Origin of the sequence: Rhizobium sp. Root708, assembly GCF_001429725.1 — a bacterium.
In the GTDB taxonomy this organism is placed as follows: Bacteria; Pseudomonadota; Alphaproteobacteria; order Rhizobiales; family Rhizobiaceae; genus Rhizobium.
In genome coordinates, this window is the sequence record NZ_LMHV01000043.1 from 686,927 (window position 1) to 699,379 (window position 12,453).

The window sequence follows — 12,453 nt, forward strand, 5'->3', positions numbered from 1 at the left end:
TCCTGCCGATGAGCCTCGCCCAGACCGCTAACGACAATGCGGGGCCCCAACCGGCGGACGAGGCAACGGCGAGCGCTCGGCAGACCCCACCGCCACCAGCCGCCGCCGTGCCGGTGCCGAGCTGGAAGATGCCGTTTTATATGGTGGCATCCGTCCTGCTGTTCCTGACGCAAGGCCTCGGCATGAACCTGGTGACGGCCAACATCTATCAGCTTCAGGGTTCTTTTTCCGCTACCACCACGGAGGTTTCCTGGCTCTCGGCAGCCTACATGGCGCCCTATGCCAGCATGTCGATCGCGCTGTTCAAGATCCGCAGCCAATATGGGTTGCGGCGCTTCGCGGAGCTAGGAATTATCTGTTTCGTCATCGCCGCCGTGCTGAACCTGTTCGTGACCGATCTGCATTCGGCCCTCGTCGTTCGCACCCTGAGCGGTATGGCGGCGGCCCCTCTGTCGACGCTCGGCTTTCTCTACATGCTGGAACCGTTTCCGCCTGAACGGAAGCTGTCGCTCGGCATCAGCCTTGCCTTGATGTGCACGCTTTTCGCGTCGCCGGTTGCCCGCATCATCTCGCCGTCGCTCCTGCATTTCGGCGGCTATCAGGCACTCTACATGTTCGAGATGGGGCTGGCGCTTATCGTCCTGCCGATCATCTATCTGCTGCCACTCACGGCGCCGCCCCGGGCAAAGGTCATTCAGGGACTGGATATCTTGAGCTACCTGCTGCTTGCCGTCGGCTTCGGCTGTCTGGCCGTGGTGCTGACGCTCGGGCGGCTTTACTGGTGGTTCGAGGCGCCCTGGATCGGTGTCCTGCTCGCCGTATCGGTGGGATCGGTCGGGACCATGCTGGTGATCGAGCTGCCGCGGGCCAACCCCCTGATCGACTTCCGCTGGTTGTTCTCTGCCGCCAATCTGCGTATGGCCGGCGTTCTTCTCCTTTTCCGCTTCGTGTCCTCGGAGCAGTCGTCCACCGCCGCGAGCTTCTACCAGCAGCTCGGACTTCTGAACGATCAGACGACAACGCTCTACGGGATAATCCTGCTCGCCTCGCTGATCGGCGGTCTCTTCTGTGCGTTCCTGATGACGACCCGCTATGTCGAGACCGCGCATGTGCTGGCCCTCGCGCTGATCGCCGGCGGCGCCTTTCTCGATAGCCAGTCCACCAGCCTGACGCGTCCGCCGCAGATGTATCTCAGCCAGGCCATGGTAGCGGCCGGTGCGGCGATGTTCCTGCCGCCGGTGATGGCGAACGGCTTCAAGACGACGATGGCTCGCGGCATGCAGTACATCGTCAACTTCCTGGTCATCTTCGTTTTCACGCAGAGCATCGGTTCGCTCTTCGCCTCGGCGATGCTCGGAACCTTCGTGACGATCCGCGAGAAGTTCCATTCCAATGTTCTTGTCGAGCACATCCTGTTGCAGGATCCGATCGTGGCGCAGCGTGTTTCGCAGCTCAGCGCGGCATATGGGAAGGTATTGAACGACAAGATGCTGCTGAACGGCGAGGGGCTCGCCCTGCTCGGGCAGCAGGTGACGCGCGAGGCATACATCCTTGCCTACAACGATACGTTCCTGGCGATCGGCTATTCGTCCGTCCTGGGCCTGATCGTCCTTCTTCTTCACCAGGCATGGCGGCGGCTGCCATGGTCCTGGACGGATCGTACCGCAGTCGCCGCATCATAATCGTAATTTCAAGGTTTCCGCATGTCGAAGCTTTTCCGGTCTCCATCGACCATCATCGCCCTCCTTGCCGGCATCGCCGGTGTTCTGCTCGTACTCTACGCCTGGCGCCTGCCGCCCTTCGTGACGTCGGTTGAAACCACTGACAACGCCTATATCAGGGGCTATGTCACAATCATGAGCCCGCAGGTCAGCGGCTATGTCGTCGATGTCCCCGTGAAGGACTATCAGCAGGTCAAGGAGGGTGATGAACTTGCCCAGATCGACGATCGGATCTACGCCCAGAAACTTGCCCAGGCGCGTGCGGCCCTGGAAGGTCAGAAAGCGTCGCTGGACAATTCTCGCCAATCGGAGCTTTCCGCAAAGGCCAGCATAGCCTCGAGCCAGGCGCAGATCGACAGCGCCAATGCCTCGCTGAAGCGGGCGCAGCTGGCCGGGGACCGCGTCAGCAATCTCAGCAATCGTGGTGTCGCATCGCAGAGCGAAACCGAGGCCGCGCAAGCAACGCTCGACCAGGCGAAGGCCGCGGTCAGCCAGGCCGAGGCAGCACTTGAGGTTTCCAAGCAAAGCCTGGCAACGATCATCGTCAACCGGTCGCTGCTGGAAGCCAACGTCTCAAGCGCCGAAGCCGTCGTCCATCTGGCCGAGATCGACCTGCAGAACACCAAGATCGTCGCGCCACGCGACGGCCACCTCGGCGAAGTCGGCGTGCGGATCGGCCAATATGTGGCGGCTGGCACCCAGCTCATGGCGGTGGTGCCCGAGGATGTCTGGGTCGTCGCGAATTTCAAGGAAACGCAGCTTTACGGCATGCAGGTCGGGCAACCCGTGACCATCACGGTCGATGCACTCGGCAGGGAGCGGCTGAAGGGCTACATCGAGCGCTTCTCCCCGGCAGCAGGCTCCGAATTCGCGGTCATCAAGGCGGACAACGCCACCGGTAATTTCGTGAAGATTGCGCAGCGCGTCGGCGTGCGCATCCGCTTCGACGCCGATCAGCCGTCGGTCAAGGACCTCGGGCCGGGCCTTTCGGTCGTCGTCGACGTCGACAAGAACGCGCCACCGCGGCAGAACACGGCCTCCAAATAGCAGAAAGCCCGGCGTGAACCGGGCTTTCGCTTATTCCCGAGAAGATCTCGTGGAAAATTATGCGTCGTCGTCTTCGGCGTTGCCGTCAGCTTCCGGATCGAAGAAGTCTTCAGGACGAAGAGCGTCTTCGTCAACACCGTAGATGGCGTCAACAGACGTCAGGGTTTCGCCCTGCTTCTGACGTTCAGCTTCTTCAGCCGAACGAGCAACGTTGAGCTCGATCTTGATTTCGACTTCGGCGTGAAGCTGAAGTTCGACTTCGTGCAGGCCAATGGCCTTGATCGGCGTGTTCAGGTGAACCTGGTTGCGGCCGATGTTGAAGCCTTCGGCAGCGAGGATTTCAACAACGTCGCGAGCCGCGACCGAGCCGTACATCTGGCCGGTTTCGCCAGCCGAGCGAACGACGATGAAGGACTTGCCTTCGAGAGCGTCGGCAACCGTCTGGGCTTCGGACTTGCGCTCGAGGTTACGAGCTTCGAGCGTTGCGCGCTCGGATTCGAAACGCTTCTTGTTGGCTTCGTTGGAACGAAGAGCCTTGCCGAGCGGCAGGAGGTAGTTACGAGCGAAGCCGTCGCGAACCTTTACGGTTTCGCCCATCTGGCCGAGCTTGGAGATGCGTTCAAGAAGAATGACTTCCATGTTCGTGTTCCTTTCGTGTCTCTAGATTTTCGTGTCTGTCTGTTTGGGGGCATCAGCATCCTTGTTCGGGGTCAGCGCGATCGCCTTGCGGGTATCGCTCAAGCCCAACACGAGGATGAAAAAGGCTGGCACCATCAGGAGTAGCGATGCCAGGTAGCAGAGGATGAGCGCCGGCAAGCGCCAATCCTTGCCGCGCGTGCGGAAGTGCAGCGCGGCGAATCCGGAAAGCAGGAAGCCGGCGCCGAAGGTGCCGACGACAGTTGCTCCGATCATCGCCGGCAGGCCGCCGAAGAAGGTGGCGGCGAGACCGATGAGGAAGATGAAGATCGAATTGCGGTTCATACGCAGCGCCGAGGGGATATCCTCGCGCGGGCGCAGGCCGCGGCCGGATGAGGTGACGATCCGGCTTGCGATGTAATAGGCGGCAAACAGCATGATCACCCACATGCCGCCCTGGATGGCGGGCAGCATGAGCAGGACAAGCGCCTTGGTCTGCGCTGCCACGGCCGGATCTGGCGAAAACTCGGGCTGCTGCTGTGAAAGCGAGCCGAACAGCACGTCGACCAGGCGATCGATAAGCTCGGGGCCGTAACCGATCATCACGCCGACGACGATGACGGCGATCGTGACGAGGCCGCAGAGGTGCAGCAGGATATCCGAAAGCGGATACCAGGCCATCAGATGGTCGGGGCCGCCGATTTCGGAGGCGGGGCGGGCAAGGTTTGCAAGGTGGCTCAGCCAGCCTGCCGGCAGCAGCGTGACCAGCGTCATCATCAGCGCGAAGGTCGGCGAGATGGCGATCGCGCCGAGTGCAGCGGCGGTGACGACGGCAGCGATTGCCGCCATGTTGCCCCAGCCGAGGCCGACGAGAAGAATGGGGAGGGCCGAAGCAGCGTAGAGAACCGCACTGAACGACGGCTGCAGGCTTGCGCCAAGCACCAGGAGTGCGGCGGTCAATCCGGCGAGTGCGCCGATGCCTAGCGTTTTTTTGTCCAGTTTGTTCACGGTCGCTGTCCTGCTTCATCAAGCAGTTAGAGGGTTTTTCCGAATCGGTTTCAGAAAGACCTCAACATGGGTTTTAAGAGTTCCGATCCGCGCCCATCGCGAAAGGGAGAAGGGAAGGCATTTCTGCCTTCCCTCGATTTGGTCTCGTCAGCCGATTAAGCGACGACGTACGGCAGCAGGCCGAGGAAACGAGCGCGCTTGATCGCCTGAGCGAGTTCGCGCTGCTTCTTCTGCGAAACAGCCGTGATACGGGAAGGAACGATCTTGCCGCGCTCGGAAATGTAGCGCTGCAGGAGACGAACGTCCTTGTAGTCGATGCGCGGAGCGTTTGCGCCGGAGAACGGGCAAGTCTTGCGACGACGGTGGAACGGACGACGAACCGGTGCGGAGGAAGATTCAGACATTATCAGTTCTCCTTATGCACGGTCTTCGCGCGGAGCGCGATCGGGACGCGGGCCACGCTGGAAGTCGCCGTCACGACGCGGCGGACGGTCACCGAACTCGCGGCGCGGGCCACGGTCGCCGCCTTCACGCGGGCCGCGGTCGTCGCGGTCGCGCTTCTGCATCATGGCAGACGGGCCTTCTTCGTGAGCTTCAACAGCGATCGTCATGTAGCGCAGGACGTCTTCGCTGATGCGCATCTGACGTTCCATTTCCTGGACAGCAGCCGACGGCGCGTCGATGTCCACGAGAACGTAGTGAGCCTTGCGGTTCTTCTTGATGCGGTAGGTCAGGGACTTGAGGCCCCAGTTTTCTACGCGCCCGACCTTACCGCCGTTAGCTTCGATAACACCCTTGTACTGTTCTACGAGGGCATCGACCTGCTGAGCGGAAATATCCTGTCGGGCAAGGAATACATGTTCATAAAGAGCCATGACAGCTTTGCCTTTCTTGCGTTTTATTCAACCCGATATTCGGCGGCTAAGCCTCAACGACTGCTCCTGATTGGGTAAACCCAGGCAAGAAAAGCGTTCCGAGACGGTCGAGAGCGGAGACACGGGAGGCTGGAACGCTTCCGTTCCGAACGATTTCCCGTGGGAAACCGGCCCTCCGTTCAGCCACCAGCCAGAAGACCGGGTTTTGCGAACAGGGCGGCTTATACGGATTTTTGGCGGAAACGCAAGGGACCGTCAGCAATGTTCTCGTTGCGAGTTCAGCGAAGGCAGCCCCGCCTTGCGCAGGCCGTCGACGAAATGATCGTAATGCGCGGGCGCGACGTAGGGCGTCAGGATCTTCCAATAGTGCTCGAGATCTGCCGGAACGTTTGCCAGAATCTCCGGTATCAGCCGCCGTGCTTCGTCTTGCCGATCGAGCTGCCCGAGGCTTGCAAGCAGCACGACGCGGTTGAAATAGGCGCGGCGCAGGGACAGTCCACGCTCGGAATAATGGATAGCTTCCTCGTAGTTGCCGAGATGGTAGTGCGATAGAGCCAGCCGATCGAGGATGAGATAGGTCAAGGGATCGTGCGGGCTGAGCCGCAGCGCCATGTGAAGCGGGTCATAGGCTTCCGCGAAGTGACCGGTGAAGATGCGGGCCCATCCCAGCCCCATGTGGGCGAGGGCAAAGTTCGGATTGAGATCGATCGCCTGCTGCGCTTCCTCTACCGCGGCGGGGGCGTTGTGCCCAACGAAATGGCCAAGGCACATCGCGTAGTGCGAGTAGGGGTCGCGTGGATCGATGGCCAGCGAGCGCTCGGCAGCGGCCCGAAGCTCACTGCTATCCCTGTCGACCTCGTCGCTGAAGCCGTGAAAGCAGCGCGCGTACAGGGAGCGGGCCAGCATCATGTGCGCTCGGGCAAAGTCCGGGTCGAGTTCGATGGCGCGCCGATGCCAGGCGATGGCCTCGGTAAAATGCTCGGCGGTATCCTGCGCGTTATGCAACCAGGTTCCGCGCATATGGCTCTCGTAGGCGTCGAGATTGCCGGTGGTCCGCAGAAGCGCGCGGCGGCTTTCGCCGATGAGGATTTCCGGTTCGATGGCCCCGACGACGTTCTGGGTAAGCTCGTCCTGAATCGCGAAGATGTCGGCGATCTCCCGGTCGTAGCGTTGCGCCCAGAGATGAACGCCGCTCTCCGCCTCGATGAGCTGGCCGGTAACGCGAACCCGCGACCCGGCGCGGCGCACGCTGCCTTCGACAAGATAGCGGACACCGAGATCGCGCCCGATCTGCTTCACATCGACAGCTCGCCCTTTATAGGCAAACGACGAGTTCTGGGCGATGACGAAGAACCACCGATAAAGCGACAGGGCGGTGATGATGTCCTCCGTCAGTCCATCGGCGAAGAATTCCTGTTCCGGGTCGTCGGACATGTTGACGAAGGGCAGAACCGCGATCGATGGCTTGTCCGGCAGTCTGAGCGGGCCGCCGAGAGCGCCGGTTTCCAGTGGGTCCTCTCCGCCCCAGTGCACACGATGAACGGATACCGGCCGCGGAATGTTCTTCAGGGTGCGGTCGCCCATCGGGATCAGGGGGAAATCCAGTTTCCCCTCGATATGTTCGCGCAATGCGCCCGAGATGCAGATGCCTGAAGGTAGAGCCACTTCCTGCAGCCGCGCCGCAACGTTGACGCCATCGCCTAACAGGTTGCCTCCGGAGACGACGACATCGCCGAGATTGAGGCCCAGGCGGAACTCCATACGCCGGTCGGGCGGCAGGTCCGCGTTGCGCCGATTGAGTGCGCGCTGGATGGCGACCGCGGCGCGAACGCCCTGCACGGCGCTCGGAAATTCAGCAACGACGCTATCCCCGGCACTGCCGAAAATACGGCCGCCATGTTCGCTGACAAGATCGCTGATCGTGGCGCTATAGACGCTCAAGGTCGCAAGCGCATCTTCCTCGTTGGCTGCAACAAGGCGGCTGTAACCGGCAACGTCGCCGGCAAGGATGACTGCGAGCTTTCGTTCCACGGCACAAGGCTCCTGCGGCGCTGCCAGAGCTCTGTGAACCTAGCTGAAATGCCCCGAGCGGAGAAGCAAAATCGCTTTGCTCGTTGAACGTGCTTTTGTTTTCGGGCCATGGGGCGCGTCTGGCACGCGCAGGTCTGGCACGCGCAGAAAGAACCCGGCCGCACACCGGCCGGGTCGATATGCCTTAGATCGACATCGGATACTGACGGTGAACCGCCTCGATCTCCGTCATCACCTCATGCGACAGCTTCAGGCCGATCGCGCCGATGTCCGTTTCGAGCTGCTTCATCGTCGTTGCACCGATGATGACCGATGCCATGAAGCGGCGTGTCAGGCAGAAGGCGAGCGCCATCGCCGAGGGGTCGAGGCCATGGCGAGCAGCGATCTCCAGATAGGCCTTCGTTGGTGCCTCCTGCAAAGGCTGCAGGCGGCCGCCAAGATCGCTGTTGATCGAGCCGCGCGAGCCTTCGGGTTTGGCGCCTCCGACATATTTGCCGCTGAGGATGCCGCCGGCGAGAGGCGAGTAGGCGAGCAGGCCAATATCCTCGTGATGCGACAGTTCTGCGAGGTCGAGGTCATAGTGCCGGTAGAGCAGATTGTACTCGTTCTGGATGGTCGCGACGCGCGGCAGTCCGAGCGTCTCTGAAAGCGTGAGATACTTTTGCGTGCCCCAGGTCGTCTCGTTGGATAGGCCGATCGCCCGCACCTTGCCCTCCTTCACGAGCTCGCCCATCGTTTCGAGAATCTCGGTGATGTTGGCGATTGCCTTGGCACGGTCCTGCTTGAAGGGATCGTAGTGCCAGTTCTGGCGGAAGTGGAAATGGCCGCGGCTTGGCCAGTGGATCTGGTAGAGATCGACATAGTCAGTCTTCAGCCGCTTCAGGCTTGCCTCGATCGCGAGGCGGATATTCTTCGCATCGGCGCCGTCACCACCGCGCAGATAGGAGCGGCCGGGGCCCGCAACCTTCGTGGCGAGCACGATGTCCTTGCGCTTGCCGCTCTTCTGGAACCAAGTGCCGATGTAGTCTTCCGTCAGTCCCTGCGTCTCCGCCGAAACCGGCGTGGTCGGGTAGAGCTCGGCCGTATCGAAGAAGTTGACGCCCTTCTCGACGGAATAATCCATCTGCTCATGCGCTTCGGCTTCGGTGTTTTGCGTGCCCCAGGTCATGGTGCCCAGGCAGATTTCGGACACGGAAATATCGGTGCGGCCAAGTTTCTTGTATTTCATCTGAAAGCCTTGAAGGTGATCTGAAAAAGGATTGGTCTGAAAGACGGGCGCAAATCTAGACCGGAATCGAGCAAGCGCAAGAGGTAAAGCCAGCCTTTCTCGCAGCCGCGAAAGCCTTGGAACGCGGGCGTCCGCCACTTGACTCTGCAGGAAAGAATGTCAATTGGAGGCGAAATAACCAGAGGTCCATTTAAAAAAGGACATAGGAATGAGCATCGCTTTTACATTTCCGGGACAAGGCAGCCAGGCTGTCGGCATGGGCAAGGATTTTGCCGAGAATTACGCCGAGGCGCGCGCTGTCTTCCAAGAAGTCGACGACGCTCTGGGTGAAAAGCTGTCGGAGACCATGTTCAATGGTCCGGAAGACAAGCTGACCCTGACGGCCAACGCACAGCCGGCCCTGATGGCGGTCTCGATGGCGGTCATCCGCGTCCTCGAAGCCAAGGGCGTGGACCTCAAGGCGAAAGTCTCCTATGTCGCAGGCCATTCGCTCGGCGAGTACTCCGCCCTCTGTGCAGCCGGAACCTTCTCGCTAACCGACACCGCGCGCCTGCTGCGCATTCGCGGCAATGCCATGCAGGCTGCCGTGCCTGTTGGCGTTGGCGCCATGGCTGCGATCATCGGCCTGGAACACGCTGACGTCGTTGCTGTCTGCGAAGAAGCTTCTGCCGTCGGATCCTGCCAGATCGCCAACGACAACGGTGGTGGTCAGATCGTCATTTCGGGCGAGAAGGCAGCCGTCGAAAAGGGCGCCGCGATCGCGACCGAAAAGGGTGCCAAGCGCGCGATCCTTCTGCCGGTTTCCGCTCCCTTCCATTCCTCGCTGATGGCTCCGGCTGCGGACGCGATGCGCGAAGCGCTGGCAACGGTCAAGAAGTCCAATCCGGTCGTGCCTATTATCGCCAACGTCCGCGCGGCACCCGTGACCGATGCCGACGAGATCGCAACGCTGCTCGTGGAACAGGTGACGGGCCAGGTTCGCTGGCGCGAAACGGTTGAATGGTTTGCCGCCAACGGCGCGACGACACTTTACGAGATTGGCTCCGGCAAGGTCCTGACCGGTCTCGCGCGCCGTATCGACAAGACTGTGAACGGCATTGCCGTCAACACGCCTGCCGATATCGATGCGGCTGTTGCCGCCCTGATGGCCTGATAGATTTAACGATTACAAGGAACACTTCCATGCTCGATCTTTCCGGCCGCAAGGCTCTGGTCACCGGCGCCTCTGGCGGCATCGGTGAAGAAATCGCCCGCCTCCTGCACAAGCAGGGCGCCATCGTCGGTCTGCACGGCACCCGCGTCGAGAAGCTCGAGGCGCTGGCAAACGACCTCGGCGATCGCGTCAAGATCTTCCCGGCAAACCTTGCCGACCGCGACGAAGTCAAGGCGCTCGGCGTCAAGGCCGAAGCCGACCTCGAAGGCGTCGACATCCTCGTCAACAACGCCGGCATCACCAAGGACGGCCTCTTCGTTCGCATGAGCGACGAGGACTGGGATAACGTCATCGAAGTGAACCTGACGGCGATGTTCCGCCTGACCCGCGAGCTGACGCATCCGATGATGCGCCGCCGCTATGGCCGCATCATCAACATCACCTCCGTTGTCGGCGTGACCGGTAATCCGGGCCAGGCGAACTACTGTGCCTCGAAGGCCGGGATGATCGGCTTCACCAAGTCGCTGGCCCAGGAGATCGCAACCCGCAACGTCACCGTCAACTGCGTGGCTCCGGGTTTCATCGAAAGCGCCATGACCGGCAAGCTGAACGACAAGCAGAAGGAAGCGATCATGGGAGCGATCCCGATGAAGCGCATGGGCACGGGCGCTGAAGTGGCCTCCGCGGTCGCCTATCTCGCTTCGTCGGAAGCCTCTTATATGACAGGCCAGACGCTGCACGTAAACGGCGGCATGGCCATGATCTGAAACGGGAAACTGCCTCTTGAGGCAGTTTTCCCCGCAATAGCGTGTTGACCAACCCGATGGGGTTGATTTTCTGGCTTTGCGGCAGACTTAAACCGTGTTAAGCGGGCCATTGACTGTGAACAGTCTCCCGAGAAAGAAGACGGACCGGCGGGCTTTTGTGCAAGCCTGGGACATTTCTGGCAGCCGGGTTGAAAGAGTTTGCCGAAGGTGACTTCAAAAGCGCCGCAGGCTGAAACAGGGTAGGGATGTCACAAGGCATTCTGATCAGACATAAGGTCGAGGAAACCGACATGAGCGATATCGCAGAACGCGTAAAGAAAATTGTTATTGATCATCTTGGCGTCGATGCCGACAAGGTTGTCGAAGGCGCAAGCTTCATCGACGATCTGGGCGCTGACTCGCTCGACACCGTCGAACTGGTCATGGCATTCGAAGAAGAATTCGGCGTCGAAATTCCTGATGACGCTGCAGACTCGATCCTGACGGTCGGCGACGCTGTAAAGTTTATCGAAAAGGCTCAGGCTTAATCCTGAGCACTTGAGAAAGGGCGGACCCAGAGTCCGCCCTTTTTATTTCTGGCATGGCTCCAAGAACATAAAAGGCGGGGGAATGCAGTCGATGAGACGGGTGGTTATAACAGGTACGGGCATGGTATCGCCCCTGGGATGCGGAACGGAAGTGACGTGGTCCCGATTGCTTGCGGGCCAAAATGGCGCCCGGCTGGTCACCGAGTTCGAAGTCGACGATCTTCCCGCAAAGATTGCCTGCCGTATTCCTGTTGGCGATGGCACTAACGGCACGTTCAACGCCGATGACTGGATGGAGCCGAAGGAACAGCGCAAGGTTGATCCTTTCATCATCTACGGCATGGCCGCCGCGGACATGGCGCTGAACGATGCGAACTGGCATCCGCAGACGGACGAGGAGCAAATCTCCACCGGCGTGCTGATCGGTTCCGGCATCGGCGGCATCGAGGGCATCGTCGAAGCGGGCTATACGCTTCGCGACAAGGGCCCCCGCCGTATCTCTCCGTTCTTCATTCCAGGTCGCCTGATCAATCTCGTATCCGGCCAGGTTTCTATCCGCCACAAGCTGCGCGGTCCGAACCACTCGGTTGTTACCGCATGCTCGACCGGCGCTCACGCGATCGGCGACGCTGCCCGGCTGATTGCATTCGGCGATGCGGACGTCATGGTCGCGGGCGGCACGGAATCTCCGGTCAGCCGTATTTCCCTGGCGGGCTTCGCGGCCTGCAAGGCGCTGTCCACGCAGCACAACGACGATCCGACCAAGGCATCGCGTCCCTATGACAAGGACCGTGATGGTTTCGTCATGGGCGAAGGCGCCGGTATCGTCGTTCTTGAGGAGCTTGAGCACGCCAAGGCTCGTGGCGCCAGGATTTATGCCGAAGTTGTCGGCTATGGTCTCTCGGGCGACGCCTACCATATCACTGCTCCGTCGGAAGACGGCGAGGGCGCCGGCCGCTGCATGGCCGCTGCCCTGAAGCGTGCGGGCCTGACGGCTGCCGATGTCGACTATATCAACGCCCATGGCACATCGACCATGGCTGATACGATCGAACTCGGCGCCGTCGAGCGTCTGGTCGGCGATGCGGCGTCGAAGATCTCGATGTCGTCGACGAAGTCCGCAACCGGCCACCTGCTCGGTGCCGCCGGTGCGATCGAAGCGATCTTCGCGACGCTCGCGATCCGCGACAACATCGCGCCTCCGACGCTCAATCTCGACAATCCCGAGCGCGAGACTGCGATTGACCTTGTCCCGCACAAGGCGCGCCAGCGCGAGATCAATGTTGCACTGTCGAACTCGTTCGGATTCGGCGGTACGAACGCATCGCTGGTACTCCGCCGCCACGTCGGCTGATAGACCTGGCGTCCTGACGGCCCTCGGGCAACGCGCAAGGCGGGTTGCCCACCTGTATTTTGCCGCATTGCTTCGCGAGAAGCGGGATGTAGGCCAAGCTTAGAGG

Annotated in this window: 12 protein-coding genes; 6 read left to right on the forward strand and 6 right to left on the reverse strand. The window is 60.9% G+C overall.

The annotated features are described in order from the left end of the window. Positions 1 to 8 precede the first annotated feature (8 nt). Entirely contained in the window at positions 9 to 1,682 is a 1,674-nt protein-coding gene (locus ASE04_RS27685) for an MFS transporter (protein ID WP_056825502.1), read from the forward strand. Positions 1,683 to 1,703: 21 nt separating this feature from the next. Beyond that, positions 1,704 to 2,768 (forward strand): HlyD family secretion protein, encoded by a 1,065-nt coding sequence (locus ASE04_RS27690; protein WP_056825503.1) that lies wholly within the window; start codon positions 1,704 to 1,706, stop codon positions 2,766 to 2,768. 57 nt (positions 2,769 to 2,825) lie between these two features. Here the strand turns inward: ASE04_RS27690 and rplI are convergent, their stop codons facing one another. From rplI to ASE04_RS27720, 6 genes are all read right to left on the reverse strand, one after another. Next, positions 2,826 to 3,407 carry a 50S ribosomal protein L9 gene (gene rplI, locus ASE04_RS27695; RefSeq protein ID WP_056825505.1) on the reverse strand — a complete coding sequence of 194 codons (582 nt, stop codon included), beginning with the start codon at positions 3,405 to 3,407 and terminating at the stop codon, positions 2,826 to 2,828. A gap of 21 nt (positions 3,408 to 3,428) precedes the next feature. After that, the gene (locus tag ASE04_RS27700) at positions 3,429 to 4,412 is read right to left on the reverse strand and encodes a DUF2232 domain-containing protein (protein ID WP_056825506.1); all 984 of its coding nucleotides are present in this window, start codon (positions 4,410 to 4,412) and stop codon (positions 3,429 to 3,431) included. Between the two features lie 155 nt (positions 4,413 to 4,567). Next, on the reverse strand, positions 4,568 to 4,816 hold the full coding sequence (rpsR, locus tag ASE04_RS27705; RefSeq protein ID WP_007531286.1) for a 30S ribosomal protein S18: 249 nt from the start codon (positions 4,814 to 4,816) through the stop codon (positions 4,568 to 4,570). Positions 4,817 to 4,828: 12 nt separating this feature from the next. Beyond that, positions 4,829 to 5,287, reverse strand: coding sequence for a 30S ribosomal protein S6 (rpsF, locus tag ASE04_RS27710; RefSeq protein WP_056825508.1), 459 nt, complete (start codon positions 5,285 to 5,287; stop codon positions 4,829 to 4,831). 255 nt (positions 5,288 to 5,542) lie between these two features. After that, positions 5,543 to 7,318, reverse strand: coding sequence for an adenylate/guanylate cyclase domain-containing protein (locus ASE04_RS27715; RefSeq protein WP_056825510.1), 1,776 nt, complete (start codon positions 7,316 to 7,318; stop codon positions 5,543 to 5,545). A 184-nt stretch (positions 7,319 to 7,502) separates the two neighbouring features. Continuing rightward, complete coding sequence (locus ASE04_RS27720; RefSeq protein ID WP_056825512.1) at positions 7,503 to 8,546, reverse strand: aldo/keto reductase; 1,044 nt, start codon at positions 8,544 to 8,546, stop codon at positions 7,503 to 7,505. 208 nt (positions 8,547 to 8,754) lie between these two features. Between ASE04_RS27720 and fabD the strand changes: the two genes are divergently transcribed. From fabD to fabF, 4 genes are all read left to right on the forward strand, one after another. Further along, positions 8,755 to 9,699 (forward strand): ACP S-malonyltransferase, encoded by a 945-nt coding sequence (gene fabD, locus ASE04_RS27725; protein ID WP_056825514.1) that lies wholly within the window; start codon positions 8,755 to 8,757, stop codon positions 9,697 to 9,699. Between the two features lie 29 nt (positions 9,700 to 9,728). Next, positions 9,729 to 10,466 carry a 3-oxoacyl-[acyl-carrier-protein] reductase gene (gene fabG / locus ASE04_RS27730; RefSeq protein ID WP_056825515.1) on the forward strand — a complete coding sequence of 246 codons (738 nt, stop codon included), beginning with the start codon at positions 9,729 to 9,731 and terminating at the stop codon, positions 10,464 to 10,466. Between the two features lie 290 nt (positions 10,467 to 10,756). Continuing rightward, positions 10,757 to 10,993: an acyl carrier protein gene (locus ASE04_RS27735; protein WP_003502080.1), complete on the forward strand. Its 237-nt coding sequence runs from the start codon at positions 10,757 to 10,759 to the stop codon at positions 10,991 to 10,993. Positions 10,994 to 11,084: 91 nt separating this feature from the next. Further along, positions 11,085 to 12,347 (forward strand): beta-ketoacyl-ACP synthase II, encoded by a 1,263-nt coding sequence (gene fabF / locus ASE04_RS27740; protein ID WP_056825851.1) that lies wholly within the window; start codon positions 11,085 to 11,087, stop codon positions 12,345 to 12,347. Positions 12,348 to 12,453 lie beyond the last annotated feature (106 nt).